Origin of the sequence: Trinickia dabaoshanensis (assembly GCF_002879885.1) — a bacterium.
Taxonomy (GTDB): Bacteria; Pseudomonadota; Gammaproteobacteria; order Burkholderiales; family Burkholderiaceae; genus Trinickia; species Trinickia dabaoshanensis.
On sequence record NZ_PNYA01000002.1, the window covers coordinates 136,703 to 153,336 of the forward strand.

15 protein-coding genes are annotated in these 16,634 nt (G+C 64.7%); 4 read left to right on the forward strand and 11 right to left on the reverse strand.

Annotated elements, in window-relative coordinates; all coding sequences use genetic code 11:
* Positions 1–3: 3 nt before the first annotated feature.
* The 7 genes from tssG to C0Z18_RS02550 all read right to left on the reverse strand — a co-directional run bounded on the left by tssG (position 4) and on the right by C0Z18_RS02550 (position 6,879).
* Entirely contained in the window at positions 4–1,089 is a 1,086-nt protein-coding gene (gene tssG / locus C0Z18_RS02520; protein ID WP_102643799.1) for a type VI secretion system baseplate subunit TssG, read from the reverse strand.
* Positions 1,053–2,879: a type VI secretion system baseplate subunit TssF gene (gene tssF, locus C0Z18_RS02525; RefSeq protein ID WP_102643800.1), complete on the reverse strand. Its 1,827-nt coding sequence runs from the start codon at positions 2,877–2,879 to the stop codon at positions 1,053–1,055. The genes tssG and tssF overlap by 37 nt, the downstream gene beginning before the upstream one ends.
* 67 nt (positions 2,880–2,946) lie before the next feature.
* A complete protein-coding gene (tssE, locus tag C0Z18_RS02530; RefSeq protein ID WP_102643801.1) occupies positions 2,947–3,465 on the reverse strand; it encodes a type VI secretion system baseplate subunit TssE in 519 nt (172 codons plus the stop codon).
* A gap of 80 nt (positions 3,466–3,545) precedes the next feature.
* Positions 3,546–4,049 carry an Hcp family type VI secretion system effector gene (locus tag C0Z18_RS02535; RefSeq protein ID WP_102643802.1) on the reverse strand — a complete coding sequence of 168 codons (504 nt, stop codon included), beginning with the start codon at positions 4,047–4,049 and terminating at the stop codon, positions 3,546–3,548.
* Positions 4,050–4,129: 80 nt separating this feature from the next.
* The gene (gene tssC / locus C0Z18_RS02540; RefSeq protein WP_102643803.1) at positions 4,130–5,620 is read right to left on the reverse strand and encodes a type VI secretion system contractile sheath large subunit; all 1,491 of its coding nucleotides are present in this window, start codon (positions 5,618–5,620) and stop codon (positions 4,130–4,132) included.
* An 18-nt stretch (positions 5,621–5,638) separates the two neighbouring features.
* The gene (gene tssB, locus C0Z18_RS02545; protein ID WP_102643804.1) at positions 5,639–6,169 is read right to left on the reverse strand and encodes a type VI secretion system contractile sheath small subunit; all 531 of its coding nucleotides are present in this window, start codon (positions 6,167–6,169) and stop codon (positions 5,639–5,641) included.
* A 38-nt stretch (positions 6,170–6,207) separates the two neighbouring features.
* Positions 6,208–6,879 (reverse strand): tetratricopeptide repeat protein, encoded by a 672-nt coding sequence (locus tag C0Z18_RS02550; RefSeq protein WP_199189373.1) that lies wholly within the window; start codon positions 6,877–6,879, stop codon positions 6,208–6,210.
* Positions 6,880–7,245: 366 nt separating this feature from the next.
* Between C0Z18_RS02550 and tssJ the strand changes: the two genes are divergently transcribed.
* The 3 genes from tssJ to icmH all read left to right on the forward strand — a co-directional run bounded on the left by tssJ (position 7,246) and on the right by icmH (position 10,093).
* The gene (tssJ, locus tag C0Z18_RS02555) at positions 7,246–7,878 is read left to right on the forward strand and encodes a type VI secretion system lipoprotein TssJ (protein ID WP_233216910.1); all 633 of its coding nucleotides are present in this window, start codon (positions 7,246–7,248) and stop codon (positions 7,876–7,878) included.
* Positions 7,879–7,967: 89 nt separating this feature from the next.
* A complete protein-coding gene (gene tssK, locus C0Z18_RS02560; RefSeq protein ID WP_102643806.1) occupies positions 7,968–9,314 on the forward strand; it encodes a type VI secretion system baseplate subunit TssK in 1,347 nt (448 codons plus the stop codon).
* A complete protein-coding gene (icmH, locus tag C0Z18_RS02565; protein ID WP_102643807.1) occupies positions 9,311–10,093 on the forward strand; it encodes a type IVB secretion system protein IcmH/DotU in 783 nt (260 codons plus the stop codon). The genes tssK and icmH overlap by 4 nt, the downstream gene beginning before the upstream one ends.
* 60 nt (positions 10,094–10,153) lie before the next feature.
* On the opposite strand, the gene C0Z18_RS02570 is transcribed toward icmH, so the two are convergent.
* The 4 genes from C0Z18_RS02570 to C0Z18_RS02585 form a co-directional block, all read right to left on the reverse strand.
* Positions 10,154–11,167, reverse strand: coding sequence for a zinc-binding alcohol dehydrogenase family protein (locus C0Z18_RS02570; protein ID WP_102643998.1), 1,014 nt, complete (start codon positions 11,165–11,167; stop codon positions 10,154–10,156).
* Positions 11,168–11,373: 206 nt separating this feature from the next.
* On the reverse strand, positions 11,374–13,068 hold the full coding sequence (locus C0Z18_RS02575) for a SulP family inorganic anion transporter (RefSeq protein WP_102643808.1): 1,695 nt from the start codon (positions 13,066–13,068) through the stop codon (positions 11,374–11,376).
* A 16-nt stretch (positions 13,069–13,084) separates the two neighbouring features.
* A complete protein-coding gene (locus tag C0Z18_RS02580; RefSeq protein WP_102643809.1) occupies positions 13,085–13,711 on the reverse strand; it encodes a ParB-like protein in 627 nt (208 codons plus the stop codon).
* 88 nt (positions 13,712–13,799) lie between these two features.
* On the reverse strand, positions 13,800–14,486 hold the full coding sequence (locus C0Z18_RS02585; protein WP_102643810.1) for a VTT domain-containing protein: 687 nt from the start codon (positions 14,484–14,486) through the stop codon (positions 13,800–13,802).
* Positions 14,487–14,665: 179 nt separating this feature from the next.
* Between C0Z18_RS02585 and mutL the strand changes: the two genes are divergently transcribed.
* Entirely contained in the window at positions 14,666–16,633 is a 1,968-nt protein-coding gene (gene mutL / locus C0Z18_RS02590) for a DNA mismatch repair endonuclease MutL (protein ID WP_102643811.1), read from the forward strand.
* The last annotated feature ends 1 nt before the right edge of the window (position 16,634 follow it).

Here is a 16,634-nt window from a genome sequence, read left to right on the forward strand (position 1 = left end):
ATATCAATGGATGACGTTCAGTTCGTAGCGCGCGTCGTCGCGGTCGCGTTCGGCCGGGCGCGTGCATAAGAAGGCGTCGTAGCCAAGCCGAGCGCCTTTGCCCAGGCGGCTCATGCCCACTTCCTCGCGCGCCAGCACGAGCGACACCTCGTATTCGATGGTGATGCCCGCGAGCAGCATGAGCATGCGTTCGAGCGCGATGGCACGCCCCTCGCCGGGCAGGAACGCCTCGTAATCGCGCTTGTTCAGCGGCCCCACGACGATGCGCACGCGCATGTCGCGCTGCCAAACGCGTTCGCCCGCGAGCGCCGTCGCGCCGAGCGTCGCGTTCTCGCGGCCGAGCACGGTGAGCCGCGGCGCGGGCACGGCATACCACTTGCCCGCGAACTGCTCGACTTGCACCGGCGCGCGGAAATAATCGGTCAGCGTGCGCGCCAAGTACGCAGCCGACATCGGCCGGTGCCGCGCCGGCAACGCATACCCGGCGATCGCCTCGTCGATCAGCGCGCCGCGCCCCTCCTGCAGATGCGCGCGCGTCGCGGCATCGGGCGTCCCCGCCAACGCGAGCAAAAGCGGCAGATAACGCTCGTCGCGATCGAGTTCGTAGTGAAACGGAAGCCGGTACTTCTTCCATGCCGCATAAAACAGCGCCGTGGCACGGTTCGAGAAGACGTCGAAGAACTCCCTGGCCGCGTGGTCGCGCTGCACTTGCGCGCGGCCGATCAACTGCTCGGTATAGTGCAGCGGCAGCGCGCCTTGCCCACCCAGCAAACCGAAGAACGACGGCGTCAGCTCGATGCGCTCGAGCTTGCTTTGCGCCAGCGCCGCGCGCACCGCATCGCGCCCGGCGAGCGGCTCGCCCGCCTCGTCGTAGGGCACCGCATGTTCGATCTCGCTCGGCGGAAACGTCAGCGCGAGGCTGTTTCGAAAGGCAACGCCGGTCCGCGCGTTTTCGCCGGAGACGTGCGCCTCGCGCTTCGAGAACCACGTCTCGAGCACACGAACCGCTTGAAAGAACTGGAACCGGTAAGGCTCGTCGAGCAGCCGCTCGACTACGCCAGCGTCGATTCCGCGCTGCGCGGTTTGCATCGCATGATCTCCTCGCCGGTGCGGCCGGCCACGGCCACGAGTTGGACGAAACTGTTCAACCGGACGAACAGGCCGAAAAACGTGTCGAGCACGCGCACGAACGTGGCGAGGCTCGTGCCCACGTAGTGCGCTTCGTCGAACGTCACGCGAATCTCCACGCCGCGCACGAACGTCGCATAGGGCCGGCCCGGCAGCCAGTGCACGGCCGGCTTTTGCTCGATCCCGACGATGCCCGCGATATGCCGGGCCGACACGGCCGTGCGCCGCGCGTCGTACAACGCGAGCAACTCCTTGAGCGGTGCGAGCCCGTCCACCAGCGAGACGTGATTGAGCGCAAGGTGCGACACGAGGCGCCAGCCCATCGACGCGCCGCGCGGCACCCGCACACTCGGACTCGGCCGCGACAACAAGCTGATCGGGCCCGTCGTGACCTCGGGCTGCGCGAAGAGATCGCCCCCTTCGAGGCCGATCGCCAAGCGCGCCGGCAAATCGCGATTCGTGCACGTGAGCGCCAGGCTCAGCGTATCGGTGCGCGCTTCCAGCGGCTCGAAGTCGGCATCGACGATCGAAATCTCGGTCTCGTAGCCGGGACTGTTGCGCGCGACCCAATCGTTACGGCGCGCGAACCAGTAACGGCCGGCGCGGGCCGCCTCATCGTGGTGAAGCGCGTAGAAAGGCCGAAACTCGGTGATGGTTTGTCCGTCCGCCCGCGTCTCGACGCGGCGAACGCCGTCGATCGAATAGACCTCGTAATCGCTCGCATGACGCGCGTCGGCCACGACCGGATAGGAGAGCGCCTCGTGACTCACGTGTATCGGCTCGCCGCGCTGCGCGAACAGGTTGACGACCGGCGTGCAAAACAAGCGCACGTGGTTCACGCTGAGCGATTCGACGAGCCGCTCGATATGCGGCTCCTCGCGCAATTCGCCGAGCGCGACGTGCAACGTGAGCCGCCGGCAGCGTCCGGCCATGCCGACCATCGCCGCCAGATCGAAGTCGATGAAGTCGAACTTTTCGGGGAACGCGAAGTATTCGGTCAGGAGACGATAAGCCGGATGCGACTTCGCCGGATAGTCGATCAGCGCATCGGCCTCGCCGAATCCCGCGGGCTCGATCGGGACGGCGGCAAGCGCCCGCCACGCGCGGCTTTCGGGCGTCTCGACATAGGCGCCGAGCGTCTTCATGAACAGACAATCGGTCAGCGCGGCGATGAACGACTGCTCACCGTGCAAATAGGCCCGCAGCGTCGGCAAATTCAATGCGCCGAGCGAGCCTTCCGGCAACGTGGTTTCGAACGTGAACGAGAGCAACGCGGACGCATCGCCCGGCAGCGTCACGGCACCGAGCGGCACCTCGGCGAGCGGCGTATGGCGCGCGCGCACCAGGCGCAACGGCGCGAGCGTCACATCGTAGGCGGTGCGAAACCGGCATGGTACGCCGCGGATTTCACGCGAGGTCAACGGCGTGCCGCGGGCAATCGACACCGGGGCGAGCTCGCGCGGCGCGCTGAATTGAGCGATCGAGCAAGACGGAAACGGGCGCAGATAGTGCGGATAGAGGACTTCGAGCAGCGCCTCGGTGAATTCGGGGCGATCGTCGTCGAGCTTTTTATTGACGCGCGCCGAGAGCAACGCGAACGATTCGATCATGCGCTCGACGTGCGGGTCGTCGCCCTGCTCACCCGCCGGCGCCAGCCGCGCGGCGATCTTGGGATACCGGCCGGCGAAATCGAGCGAGTATCGGCGCAAAAACGCGAGCTCGCGCTCGTAGTAAGGCAGCAACGCTTCCATCAATGATCCCCGGGCGCCCTGAGAGAAAAATGTCTGATTTCAGGGCACTTGTGTGCGCTCTTATCGACTAGCCGAGTCCCAGTTCGCGCACTCGGGAACGACCCGCGTCCGTGGCGCGGCGCGAGCGCGTGACCGAATACTGAAGCGTGGAGGCTTGCAGCATCGCGTCGAAGCTGACCGGCTCTTCGGCCGGGTGCACGACGAGCCTCGCGCGGATGACGAAGTACAGCGCATTCGTCGATTGCTCGTTGACTTCAAGCGACACACGAACGTCTTGCAGGCGCGGCTCGTGCCGCGCGATCGCCTGCTCGATGGATTCGCAGATGAACGTGCGATCGTAGTGGCTTGCCAAGCTCAGCCCCGCGAAATCGTTCAATCCGTAAGTCAGCACCGACCGCTGACACTCGGGCAGCTTCGCGAGCGTCTCCTCGGTCATGACGATGCGGGTATTGAGCAACGCCTCGACGTCGCGCGCCACGCGCCCCTTCAACTCGTCGAGCGACCACTGGCGCATCGCCGCGGGTGCGGGCGAGCGAGGATCGTCGTCGAAAAGTTTATCGAGCAAGCTCGGTTCGAAGCGCTTCATCGGGCAGCGTGCTCAGGTCGATCGGTAGTACGGACCGCCGCTCGCTCGAAACGGGCAGCGAGCGGCGTATCGGTCCCGGCTTAGACCGCGTAGGTCTTGTCGTTCTTCGTGAGGCTCCACGCGCCTTGCGCGTTACCGCCTTGGCCGCCGCCAACCTTCTGCTGCGTGTACTTCCATTGCACGGCGGCGTACTTCAGCGAGAACTGCTCCGTCGGCAGACCTTCGCCGACGACGCTCGGCGTCACGCTCGAAATGATGACGTACTTCATCTTGATTTCGAGGTACTTGACGCGGTTGCCTTCGCCATCCGAGCGCATGAAGTCGACCGTCACTTCGTCGAACGTCGTACCGCCCGATGCGTGTTGGTACAGAAGCGGGCTCACGACGTCGATGTCCTTCGTGAACACCATGTCGCCGTGCTCGCAACGCTCCGCGGTGCCACCGCCGGCCGTCGATGCAGTCGCCGAACGCGGCTGGACGATCGAGTGATTCCACGTGCTGATCTCGATCCAGTCCTTGTGGTCCTTATCGGCCGATTCGCCCTTGATGGCGGGATTGCCAAACTTCAGATAGACGTCTTTCATGACTTGCTAACTCCCAGGTAGCGGTTTATATGCGGCCGCGGGCCTCATCGGCCCGGGCCGCGGTCGGAATGGTTTTTCGGTTATGCGCCGGCGGCTTTCGGCAGATCCGCCACGAGCCGCAGCGAGATCGACAACTCGTCGAGTTGGAAATGCGGCCGCAAGAAAGCGACGGAGCGATACGAGCCCGGCTTGCCGGGGATCTCGGACACTTGAATCGACGCTTCACGCAACGGGAACTGCGCCTTCTGCTCTTGCGTTGCGTTATCGTCGAGCAGCACGTACTGTGCAACCCAACGATTGAGGAACTGCTCCACGTTTTGCGCGGATGCGAAGCTGCCGATCTTGTCGCGCATCATCGCCTTCAGGTAATGCGCCACGCGCGACACCGAGAAGATGTACTGCAACTGTGCCGACAGCACCGCGTTCGCGTTCGCGCTGTCCGTGTTGTATTTCTTCGGCCGTTGCACCGATTGCGCCGCGAAGAACGCCGCGTAATCGGAGTTCTTGCAGTGCACGAGCGGAATGAAGCCCAGATCGCTGAGTTCCTTCTCGCGCCGGTCCGTGATCGCGATTTCCGTCGGGCACTTGAGCGCGATTTCGCCGTCGTCCGTCTTGAACGTGTGCGTCGGCAAGTCCTGCACGAGCCCGCCGCCTTCCACGCCGCGGATCGCCGCGCACCAGCCGAAATCGTCGAACGCCGCCGTCAGACGAGCAGCGAAGGCCCACGCGGCATTGCACCACAGATACTTGCTGTGGTCGGAACCGTCGACGCTTTCGACGAAGTTGAACGTATCGGCGACGAGGCCGTCCTTCGGATGGAACGGCAGCCGGCCCAAATAGCGCGGCAGCGTCAGACCCACATAGCGGGAGTCTTCCGACTCGCGGAACGACTTCCACTTCGCGTATTCGACCGTATCGAAGATCTTGCCCAGATCGCGCGGCTTACCGAGATCCGAGAACGACTCGAGGCCGAGCAGCTCCGGCGAGGCCGACGTGATGAACGGCGCGTGCGCCGCCGCCGCGACGTGCGACATCTGTTCGATGAAGTACATGTCCTCGGGCTGGCGCGTGAGCTCGAAGTCGCCGATCAGCGTGCCGAACGGCGCACCGCCGAACGTGCCGAACTCTTCTTCGTAGACCTTCTTGAACAGCGCGCTCTGGTCGAACTCGGAGGCCGCCTTGAAATCGCGCACGATCTCGCGCTTGTTCGCGTTGAGCACGCGAATCTTGATCGTCGAGCCCGTGTTGCTCTCTTTGCACAGGTAGTTCAGCCCGCGCCACGTGCTTTCCATGCGCTGAAACTCGGGCGCATGCATGACCTCGCTGAGCTGCGCCGACAAGAGGCGGTCGAGTTCGGCGATGCGCGCATCGATCGTCGCGGACAGGTTGTCGGACACGACGACCGTGCCGTCCATCACCTGATGCACGAGCTCGCCGATCAAATCCTTCGCGCGCGCATGCTCGGAATCGGATTTCGCAACCTTGCTCTTCTCGACGATGTCGTCGAGCAGCGACGTGCTGGCGCCCGCTTGGGCGGCGCCGACGGGAGCCGTAGCCGTTTGTTGATTCATGCTGACACCCCGATCCGGTTATTCGCCTTGCTTGTCTTCACCATCGCCGCGCGCGCCGGTTTCACCGGCCAGCGCCTGCAACTGCTGCGTATTCGCGAGCACCTCGCTCAGCAGGCTCTCGAGCTTGTCGTTGCTCGCGAGCTTGTTGCGCAGATCGGCCAGCTTCGAGCGCGCTTCGAGCAAACGGCGCAGCGGCTCGATTTGCTCGACGACGGCGTCGGGTCCGAAATCTTCCATTGAGCGGAAACGCAGATCCACGCCGAACGAGCCGCCCGCGTCCGTCAATTGATTCTTGACCTGGAACGCCGCGCGCGGCTCGACGCCTTTCATGACGTCGTCGAAGTTGTCGCGGTCGATGCTGACGAACTTGCGGTCGCGCAGCTTCGGTTGTTCGATCTCCGACTGCCCGCCGAGGTCTGCCACGACCCCCACGACGAACGGCAGTTCCTTGACCTCGATCGCGTCGCCGCGCTCGACTTCATAGGTCAGCTGCACGCGCGGCGGCCGCACTTTTTGCAGACGTTTTTGGATGCTTTCTTTCTTCGCCATCGATGACTCCCCGAAGCGACTAGGTCAAAAAGGGCCGATCAGCGAAGCGCACTGAAGGGATCGGATGCACCGCCGCTCTTGGCGGGCTGAGCCGGTGCGGCACTCTTGGCCGGCGGCGCGCTCGGCGGCGGCACGGCCGCATCGCTCTCGGCGGCTTTGTCCGCGGGCTTTTGGGCCGCAGCGACGGGGCGGCGCACATAGCGGCGCTTCTTCGCGACGGACTTCTTCTCGACTTCCTCGGGGAACAACGTGCTTTCGCCGAGGGTGTCGCGCAGTTGGTGAGCGAGCACCGCGGCGTCCGACTTCGCATCGCCGGCGAGCGCCGCATCCTGCCGCAACTGGCCGAGCGACTCCGTCGCGACGCGCAGACCGCTCACCGCCAGCACGCTCTTCGCGTCGCGATCGCTTTGATCGCGCGACAGCGCTTCTTGCGCCGCCACGATGGCCTGGCCGTAATGCGCTTGTTGGAATTGGATCTGGGCGATGCGCGACCATGGCTCCTCGCGCGTCGGATCCATCTTCGTCAGTTGATCGTAGAGCGCGAGTGCGCGCGACTGATCGCCGCCCTTGGCCACGGCATCGGCGTCGGAAAGCGCTTTGTTGAACGCTTCGGGCGATGCGGGCGCACCGGAATTTTGCGTCGCGCAGCCGACCAGCGCGGCGCACACGAGCACCGCCGCGGAAAATTGAGAAAGTCGTTGTTTCATCATTCTTACTTACTGCCAGGCAGCTTATTAATTCTCGGGAGGGAAACCGCAACTTTGCTTTGCGGCGAGTGCGCGCGTATAGTACCGGCCAATTTTCGATAATTCAACTAGGCCGCACCAAATGAGATTCCTCTGGCTTTGAATACGGGGCAATATCCCAGATAGATCGATTGAGGATGTCGAAATAATTTCCGAATCCAATACGTTAAGAAATGTGAAGTGGAAAAAATTTCCGCCCCTTGTATTCCGGCGGATTCGAGATAGACAAACTTGTACGTCACAACCGATCGCCTTGGCAGCGTCGGATTGCCAACCGCCACTCGAACGCGGTTGAATGGAAAAATGCTTCAACTTGCACGGGGTGCCGGCGTGGGTCGTAAAGTTCGCGGATTTCATTTTTGGTCGCGCCTCGCATGGCCGCTTGCCGTGTGCGCGTTATTGGGCGGCTGCGCCGCCGGCGTTTCGGTGCTCGGCGCCGCGGCTTCCACGGCGCTGCAAGCCGCCGGTATCGGCAAACCGCCGGTGCCCGATTCGCAGAAGCCGCCGCGCGATATCCCGCTCACGCTTGCCGCCGCGAACAACCTGAACGCGGCCACCGACAACCATCCGCTCGCGCTCGTCGTGCGGCTTTATGCGTTGAAGGACCCCACCTCGTTCCAGCAGGCGCCGTTCGATACGTTCACCGATCCCGCCAAGGAGAAAAGCACGCTCGGGGCCGATTTGCTCAGCGTCCGTGAGGTCACGCTCATTCCCGGACAGCATTACCAAATGACCGAAAAGGTGACGCGCGAAGCGCAAGCGTTCGGCGTCGTCGCATTGTTTCGCGACCCGGCCCTGCAGCGTTGGAAATTCGCCTTCGACCCAGCTAAATCCGAGAAATCCGGCATAATGATCGGCCTTCACAACTGCGCGATGACCGTCACGAGCGGCGCAGTCATCTCGCCCGATCCGCAATTGCCGATGCAAGCGCTCAATCTGCTTTCGTCCGTCAGTTGCGGCTAGGGAACCGGTCAAAGACCCGTTGTGCGGCGAGTCCAACGCCTGTCGCGGCGGCCACGTGCAATTTATGAAAACCTGATAGTGAAATCGAGATGAGTTATTCGGCGAAATTGCTTTGGGGCGAGGGGCTCTTTCTGCGGCCCCAGCATTTCCAACAACAAGACGCCTATCACGAGGCGCGGGTGTTCGAATCGATACGCGCCATTCAGCCCTTCAACTGGGGCTTGCGCAGCGTGCGGTTCGACGCCGACGCATTGGCGAACAATCTGCTGCGTCTGTCCGAACTCTCTCTCGTGTTTCCAGACGGCACGCTCTTCTCGGCCCCGCTGGCCGACGAACTGCCGCAGCCGATCGCGCTCGACACGCTGCCCGAGGGCGTCGGCGAGTTCATGTTCTATCTCGCGCTGCATCCGCTGCGCGAGACGGGCGGCAACTGCGCCGACGAATCGACGGACGCCTTCGTGTCGCGCTACGCGTCCAAGCAAGCGAGCGTTCCCGATCAATTCACCGATGCGGCGGTGGCCAACCTGACGTTCCTCAAGACGCGCGTGAAGCTGATCAGCCATACCGAGCCGCGCGCGCAATTGCACGCCGTGCCGCTCGCACGGCTGCGGCGCACGGCCACCTCGGGGTTCGAGATCGACGAGTCGTTCGTGCCGCCGTGTTTGGCCGTGGAGGCATCGCCCATTCTCCACCAGCGCCTTCGTCAACTGATCGACGCACTGCAAGCGAAAGTGAGCGCGCTGTACGGCTTCCACCGCGAGCCGACGAAAAACATCATCGAATTCCGCTCGGGCGACATCGCCTCGTTTTGGCTGCTGCACACGGCCAACGGCGCCGTCGCCTCGCTCGTGCATTTGCTGCAGCAGCCCACGCTGCACCCCGAGCGCCTGTTCCAAGAGTTGCTGCGCTTGGCCGGACAGTTGATGACGTTTTCCAAGCGCTATACGCTGGCCGAATTGCCGGCCTATCGGCACGACGATCCCGGCGCGGGCTTCGCGCTGCTCGATACGATGGTGCGCGATCTGCTCGAAACCGTCATTTCCACGCGCTACTTCGCGATCGCGCTCGACGAGGTGCGTCCGTCGTTCCACGTGGGCCGGCTCGATTCGGGCAAGATCGACGAAAAGACCACGTTCTTTCTGGCCGTCTCGGCCGACATGCCCGCCGTCGAACTCGTCGAAGCCGTACCGGCCCGCTTCAAAGTGGGCGCGCCCGACGACGTGGACAAGCTCGTGCTTTCGGCGATGCCGGGCGTGCGGCTCGTCTACACGCCGCAAGTGCCGCCGGCCGTACCGGTGCGTCCCGGCGCTTGCTATTTCGCGTTCGAATCTCGCAGTAGCCTCTACGACCGAATGCTGCAGGCACAATCGGCGATGATCTATGCGCCGTCCGGCATCAACGACCTCAAACTCGAACTTATCGCGGTCACGTCATGAGTCAAATGCCTTCGCTGTTCGGCGCCAATGCGCCGTCGTCCGCGCCGCCCTCGGCCTCGACCGAGGCGAACGTCCAAGCACGCTCGTTGCGCGACTTGCTGTACGACGGCTTTTTCATGGTGTTTTTGCTCAAGCAAGGACGCGAACCCGACGATGCGGGCGAGTTCAGCGCTCGCGTGCAGGCGTTCCTCGCCGATTTCGAACGCGGCGCGAAAAAGCTCAATGCGCCGGCCGACGACATCTACGCCTCGAAGTTCGCGTTTTGCGCGGCGATCGACGAAGCGGTGCTCGCCTCGGGATTCAAGATCCGCGCCGAGTGGGAGCGCCGGCCGCTGCAGCTCGTTTTGTTCGGCGAACAGTTGGCCGGAGAGAAATTCTTCGAGCTGCTCGAATCGTGCCGGGCGCAAGGCGCGGCACGCCTGCAATCGCTCGAGGTTTTCCATCTGTGCCTGCTGCTGGGCTTCCAAGGCAAGTACTTGCTCGAAGGACCCGAGAAGCTCTCTTATTTGACGGGCCGGCTCGGCGACGAGATCGCCCAAATGAAGGGCAAGCGCGCCCCGTTCGCGCCGCATTGGACGCTACCCGATCAGATCGCACACCGGCTCAAGCACGAATTGCCGCTGTGGACGATCGGCGCCGTCTTCGCGCTCGTCGCGCTCGGCGCGTATTTCAGCCTCAATACCTACTTGCGAGGCTCCACGATGCGCGCGCTCGCGCCGTACTCGCAACTGATCCTGCCTGAAGCGCAATCGGCCAACCTGACCATTTCGCTGCCCTAAAGCGAAAGCGGGGCAGCCGCACCGCCTGCCCCGCTTCGCTCGCCACACGTCCTATCTCAATCAGAATCCCTCGAGCACGATCTTGCCGCGCGCGCGGCCGCTCTCGATCAGCGCGTGCGCCCGCTTGAGGTTCGCCGCATCGATTTTTCCGAAATGATCGCTCAACGTCGTACGCAGCGTGCCGGCATCGATCAGCGCCGCCGCGCGATCGAGCAGTTCGTGCTGCGCGATTTGATCCGGCGTATCGAACATCGAGCGCGTGAACATGAACTCCCAATGCAGCGAGACGCTCTTGCGTTTGAGCTGGCGAACGTCGATGAGGCTCGGATCGTCGATGAGCGCGACGCTGCCCTGCGGCTTGATCGCCTCGACGATTTGCGGGAAATGCGCGTCGGTGTGTGTAAGGCTCGCGATGTGATCGACCGTGCCCACGCCGATGCGCGCGAGTTCCTCGGCCAGCGGCTTGGTGTGGTCGATGACGTGATGCGCCCCGAGCTCGCTGACCCACTTGGCGGTTTCGGGCCGCGAGGCCGTACCGATGACGGTCAGTCCCGTGAGTTGGCGCGCAAGCTGCACGAGAATCGAACCCACGCCGCCCGCCGCGCCGATCACGAGCAGCGACCGGCCCGCCGGCCCGGCGCCTTCCGGAACCCGCAATCGATCGAACAGCAGCTCCCAAGCGGTGATCGTCGTCAGCGGCAACGCGGCGGCGTGGGCGAAGTCGAGCGATACCGGCATGCGGCCGACGATGCGCTCGTCGACCACATGCAGTTCACTGTTCGTGCCGGCGCGCGTGAGCGAGCCCGCGTACCAGACCTTGTCGCCGGGCCGAAACAGCGTCACGCCGGCCCCGGCCGCGCGCACGACACCGGCGGCATCCCAGCCGATGACTTTCGGCTGTCCCGGCTCCGGGGCGACACCCCCGCGTATCTTCGTATCGACCGGATTGACCGAGACGGCCCGCACCTCGACCAGCAAATCGCGTGGACCGGGCTGCGGATCGGGCAATTGCACGTCCACCAGCGATTCGGGATCGTCGATCGGCAAATTACGGAAGTAGGCGACGGCTTTCATGAGCGGGGCTCCTTGGCTTGGATGACGGGGCAGCGGCGGCAAGGGCGCCGCTGCGATGCATGCGATGCCCATCATCGACGCTTGCGCGCCGCACAAACAGTGCCTATGCGCTTTTACAGTTTCGTCGCCGCGATGAAAATCGCTTCGACGTGCATCGCGGCCATCGCCGGGCTATCCCGAGCTTCAAGCGCGGGCCTGCCTTGCCGCTACGGCGCCAGCACCGATTGCACGCACTCGTCCACGCTGAGTTCGTGAAGCGCGTCGCGCGGCAATGTTTCATCGGCCGCCCGGCTCAGCACCTCGAGCACGCGCGGTTTCAAGCGCACGAGCAGGAGCCGCTGCCCATGCGCGCGCAATTCCGCGGCGAAGATGCGCAGCGCCTCGATCGCCGTGCCGTCGACGTCGGGCGTCTCCTCCAAGCTGAGCATGACCGTCGCGGGCGTGCTCGCTTGCGCGGCGATGAGCTTGCGCACCTCGCTGAGCACGCGGTCGGCGTTCGCGAAAAAGAGCGGCGCCTCCGGTCGCAAGATCATGATGCTGTCGACAGGGCGGGCATCCGCATGCGTCGATAGATCGACGAAATCGTGGCTGTCGCGCAAGCGCCCGAGTACGCTCACCATCGGCTCGGAAAAATCGCGCAGCGTCAGCAGCAAGCTCACGCCGATCGCGACCAACAAGCCGTGCAGCACGCCGAGCACGAGCACGCCGGCCAATGCGGCAATCGCGGTGAGCCGGTCGCGACGCCAGACCCAGTAGGGGCGAAACGCGTCGGGATGCAGCGAATGGCTCACGGCATAGATGACGATGGCCGCGAGCACGGGCTCCGGAATGCGGGCGAGCTCGGGCCGCAAGAAGGCGACGATGAGCCCGACGACGATCGCCGCGACGAGCCCGGCCCAACGCGTCTGCGCGCCCGCCGCCTCGTTGGCCGACGTGGCCGAGTAGCCCGCGCCGACGGGCATGCCTTGCAACAGACCCGACACGACGTTGGCGCCGCCGAGCGCGACGAGATCGCGATTGGCCGACATCTCGTCGCCGTGCTTGAGCGCGAAACTGCGAATCGACCCGTACGACTCCGCGTAGAGAATGAGCATCAGCGCGAACGCGAGTTCGGCCGTTTGAACCCACTGCGTTCGCGCGAATGCGGGCAGCCCGACGTGTACGTCCCGCACGTCGATCGCGCCGACGACGGCGATGCCCCACCGATGCCAATCGATGAAATACCCGGCACCGATGCCGAGCACGATGACCACGAGCGTCGCCGGAATCCGCGCGCGCCGGCCGAGCGCGAACAAGATCGCGAGCGCTGCGCCGCCCAAGGCAACGCTGTGGACGTTCCACGCGAGCGCCTGCCGCGCGAGATCGAAAGCCATGCGCGGCACGTCGCCGTAATGCGACGATACGCCGAGGATGCTCGGCAACTGTTTGACGACGATCGTGAACGCGAGCCCGAACGCGAACCCGCGCAGCACCGGCTTGGCGACGAAATCGGACATGCCACCCAAGCGCGCGAAGCCCGCCAGCGCGAACAAAAAGCCCGTCGCCGCGACGAGCGCGGCGGCATAAGCCAGTTGCGCCGCGCCGCCGCCCGCTTGCGCGTTGACCGTGGCCGCCAGCACCGCCGCGGACGAGGACGTGGAGGAGACGATGGCGAACCGGCTGCGCCCGAGCAGAGCATAGACGGTCAGACCGGCGAGCAGCGCGACGAGGCCCGCCTGCGGCGGCATGTTGGCGATGCCGGCATAAGCGACGGCTTCGGGCAGCAGCAAGCCGGCGATCGACATCCCCGCGAGCACATCCTTCAGGACGCGCTGCGCCGGCGGTTTGCGCGCGCCGGGCCGCGCATATTCCGACGGGTCTTGCAGATGCGCCGCCGCGGCGTGCCCCGTATCGATCGTCATGGCATCGAACGTCGGATTACCGGACCGTGCTCGCGCCCGACCAGCCCGGCAAGTAGCGAGCCTCGGCGTCGTGCGCACAGGCGAGCGCCGCGTCGAGGGCCTTGTCGAAGTTTTTGCGAATGCGCTTCTCGGCAATCCGCGGGCGCAGATAATCCGCCCATAAGAACTCGCTGAACGGCGTCGTGTCCTTGGCAAAGCCGCCGACGCGGCGCAGCTCGCCCGCCAAGCTGCGATAAGGGTCGTCGACGAGTTCGGTCAAACGGCTCGGCAACCGGTCGTAATCGTGCCGTGTGTCGTCGGGGCCGAACGGATGCACCCACTGGAAGTGCTCCATCATGCGCCAGAAGATAACCGGGTCCAACCAAGATAGATCGCGCAGCACGATCATCTGCACGCGGCGCTCGCCCTCCTCGATGAGCGCCAAACCGAGGTGGTGGTGATCGACGACGAAGTACTGTTGGCCCGGACCCAATACGGCCGGGAACCAGTGCGTGGAAATCGCCTGTGCGCGGGCCTTCTTATCGAGCGACTTCCAATGCGTGCGCTTGAGCTCGACCTCGTGATAGCCCACGGTGATTTGCGTGGGCCGCAACGCGTCGAGTTCGGCCGGTATGAGGCGAACGTCGCTAGTCGGACCTTGCATGACTCCCCCTCCTCGTTACCTCGCTACCTCGTTATGAACCGCTTTTCGGTGGCGCCTTCCCCCGGACAACCGGCGCCCGCCCGCTCGCTCAACGGCTGCCGCCGTTCGATGCGATGTGGCCCGACGACTTCTTGCGCAAGAGCTTGTACGCCGCGGCCAGCGCCACGGGCACGATCGCCGCGCCCACACCCACGAGCACGATCAAGTTCAAGTACTGGCGAATGAACGGGATATTGCCGAAGAAGTACCCCGCCAGCACGAGCAACAGCACCCACAGCGCGGCCCCGGTCACATTGAAGAATTGGAACCGGCCCATGCGCATGTCCGAGACGCCGGCGACGAACGGTGCGAACGTACGCACGACCGGAATGAAGCGCGCGAGCACGATCGTCTTGCCGCCATGGCGCTCGTAGAAGTTGTGCGTCTTTTGCAGCGCGGCGCGATCGAGAAAGCGCTCCAAGATCGGGATGTGCGTGTTGAACACCTTCGGCCCGATCGCCCGGCCGATCAAGTAATTGAGACTATTGCCGCCGATGGACGCCACGAGCAGCAGCGCGATCAGCGACGGCAAGCTCATCTCGCCCGTCGCGCAGAACGCCCCGCCGATGAACAGCAACGAATCGCCGGGCAAAAACGGCAATACGACCAACCCCGTCTCGCAAAAGACGATCAGGAACAATACGGCATAGACCCAAGCGCCGTATTGATGGACGAAATCGCCGAGAAACTTGTCGATGTGCAGAATCAAGGCGACGAAATGAAGCAGCGTGTCCAAAGGCAATCCTTCCTAAAGGTCAAAACGAGCGAAGCGTCGCACGGTCGAACTCGCTTCCCGCGAGCAAGCGCCGACACCCTCGCGCCATGATACAGAAACCGCGCGGCCGGTCTCGAAACGGCGTGGCAAGCCTTGCCCACCGCGGAAATCGGCCGATGGCAAATCGCTATAATGGCGCCATGTCCCAATTCCCCGAATCGCCGGCCGCGAATGAGCGCGCCGCGGCGCCGATTGCGCCGGTGCGCCGCGCGATCGCCGCCCTACCCGATCAGCTCATCAGCCAAATCGCCGCGGGCGAGGTGGTCGAGCGTCCCGCATCGGTCGTCAAGGAATTGCTCGAAAACGCACTGGACGCCGGCGCCAAGACGTTGCGGATCATGCTCGATGCGGGCGGCGTCAAACGCATTTCGATCACCGACGACGGCTGCGGCATCCCGCCCGGCGAGCTGCCGCTCGCGCTGATGCGCCACGCGACGAGTAAAATCCGCTCGCTCGCCGAACTCGAAGCCGTCGCCACGCTCGGGTTTCGCGGCGAGGCGTTGGCCTCGATCGCCTCCGTGGCCGAGATGTTCATCACGAGCCGCACGCCCGACGCGCCGCATGCGACGCGCATCGACGCGCAAACGGGCGTACTGGCCCCAGCCGCAGGCGGCGTGGGCACGACGATCGAAGTGCGCGAGCTTTACTTCAACACGCCGGCGCGCAGAAAGTTCCTCAAAAGCGAGCAGACCGAGCTCGGCCATTGCGTCGAAATGATCCGTCGCGCGGCGCTCGCACGGCCCGACGTGACGATCTCGGTCATGCACAACGGCCGCGCGCTCGAACACTGGAACGCGAGCGAGCCGCCCGCGCGGGTATCGAAAATCCTCGGCGAGGCGTTTGCCACCGCGCATCTGCCGCTCGAGCACGACGCCGGACAGATCGCGCTGTACGGTTGCGCGGGGCTGCCCACGGCCAGCCGCGGGCGCGCCGACCAGCAATATTTCTTCGTCAACGGCCGCTTCGTGCGCGACAAGCTGCTCACGCACGCGGTGCGCGCAGCTTACGAAGACGTGCTGCACGGCGACCGCTATCCGTCGTATGTGCTCTTCCTCGATCTGCCGCCGGAAGCCGTCGACGTCAACGTGCACCCCTCGAAGATCGAAGTGCGTTTCCGCGATTCGCGCTCGATTCATCAGTTCGTATTCCACGCGTTGCAGCGGGCGCTCGCGCGGCACGCCGGCGCTTCGCCCGAAACGACGGCGCTCGGTCACGCGGCGCAAATCGAGCCGCTGCCCATCGCGCAAGACGGCGCCGCCACCGGCGCGCTGCCGGGCGGCGCGTCGATTGCCGCGGCCAGCCGCGGCGGTACGACCTGGATGCGCGATTCACGCATGGTCCAGGGCACGCTGCCGGTTGCGCAACCGCTCGCGCTTTACGACGCGTTGTTCGGCCGCAAGGACGGTGCACGCCCCGAGGACGGCAAGCACGAGAGCACGAGCGCATTCGAAATGCGCGATGGCGCGGCACCCGCCGCGGCAGGCGGATTCGCGGCGAGTCCCGCTCCGATGGCCGCCGATCTCGATCATCCGCTCGGCTTTGCCATCGGTCAGATCCATGGCGTCTACGTGCTCGCGCAAAACGCGCGTGGGCTCGTCATCGTCGATATGCATGCCGCGCACGAACGGATCCTCTACGAGCAATTCAAGCGCGCGCTGGCCGAGCGGACGATCGCCGTGCAGCCGCTCTTGATCCCTGTCTCGATGACGGCCGATGCGGTCGAGATCGGCACCGTGGAGGAAGAACGCGACGCGCTCGATACGCTCGGCTTCGATCTGGCCGCGCTCTCGCCCACGACGCTCGCGATCCGTGCCGTGCCGGCGCTGCTCAAGGATGCCGATCTGCCCGCGCTCGCGCGCGCGGTGCTGGCCGATTTGCACGCATACGGCGGCTCGCGCGTGCTGACCGAGCATCAGCACGAGTTGCTCGGCACGCTGGCGTGCCATCATGCGGTGCGCGCCAACCGGCGCCTCACGCTCGATGAGATGAATGCCCTGCTGCGCCAGATGGAGGCGACCGAACGCGCCGATCAGTGCAATCACGGCCGGCCGACTTGGTATCAACTGACGCTCGGCGATCTCGACCGTCTTTTCTTGCGCGGGCAATAAA